1 protein-coding gene is annotated in these 1,175 nt (G+C 64.1%); it reads left to right on the top strand.

What is annotated here, in order from left to right; translation table 11 throughout:
* Positions 1-195 precede the first annotated feature (195 nt).
* A partial coding sequence (gene istA, locus CXY77_RS00010; RefSeq protein ID WP_304466258.1) for an IS21 family transposase occupies positions 196-1,175 on the top strand: 980 nt, incomplete at its 3' end.

Here is a 1,175-nt window from a genome sequence, read left to right as displayed (position 1 = left end):
TGTCGGCGGACATGAGAAGCTGCCCGTAGGCGGCCACGGAATTGCCCGCTGACGGCCAGGAGATCTGCCCGTTGGTGGCCATGAGATCTGCCCACTTCCTTTTCTGAGCCCGACCGGTTAACCGGCGGGAGCCTCTCCCTGGGGTTTGATTGCGGTATCTAGACGCATCAAGCCAGTTCAGGAAGAGGCCTATTTATGAAGGTAGACGTAGAAGTTATGGAAATTCTCGCTGCGTATGATCTGACACGATCTTTTCGCGCTGCTGCGGAGCTGACGGGGTGTTCGCACCACACTGTCGCCCGGCATGTTGCTGCGCGGGATGCGGGCCACCCGCTCGCTGAACCGGTCTTTCGGGCCCGGGTCACGGACCCTTTCCTGCCGAAGATGGAGGAGTGGATTCAGCTGTCACATGGGAAGCTGCGTGGTGACAAGGCCCACACCAAGTTGTTGGCTCTGGGCTACACCGGGTCCGAGCGCTCCACCCGGCGCGCCATCGCGCAGGTCCGCGCCAACTTTCGCCTGGGCAACGTGCGGGTGCACCGGCCGTGGGTGACGGAGCCGGGCCAGTGGCTGCAATACGATTTCGGCGATGGCCCTCTAATCGACGGGCGCAAGACGGTGTTGTTCGTGGCGTGGTTGGCGTGGTCACGGTTTCGGATCGTCATCGTGCTGCGTGACCGGACGGCGCCAACGGTGTTTGCGGCGCTGGACCGGACGCTGCGCATCATTGGCGGCGCGCCGACTTACGTCCTGACCGACAACGAGAAAACGGTGACCGTGGCGCACATCGCCGGTGTTCCGGTGCGGAACCTGCAGACGGTGGACTTCGCCCGGCACTACGGCGTGACGGTGCTCACCTGCCAGCCGGCGGACCCGGCGACGAAGGGCGGGTCCGAGTCGTCCGTGAAACTGGCCAAGGCCGACATCGTCCCGAAGGACACGAACCTCCGGCCCGAGTATGACTCGTTCGCCGAGATTGAAACGGCCTGTCAGGAGTTCATGGACGAGGTCAACAATCGCGAGCACCGCGCCACCCGCCGCAAGCCCGCCGCGATGCTGCTGGAAGAGACACCGCGACTGCACCGCATCCCCGCCACCGCCCACACGGTCTCGTTCGGTCTCTCGCGCAGCGTCCCGGACAACACACCCATGGTCACGTTCGAGAACGGTCAGTA

Origin of the sequence: Cryobacterium sp. N21, from assembly GCF_002929575.1 — a bacterium.
Taxonomy (GTDB): Bacteria; Actinomycetota; Actinomycetes; order Actinomycetales; family Microbacteriaceae; genus Cryobacterium; species Cryobacterium flavum.
The sequence above is the reverse complement of the archived record's forward strand: the minus strand, read 5'-3'. Positions and strand labels throughout refer to the sequence as shown.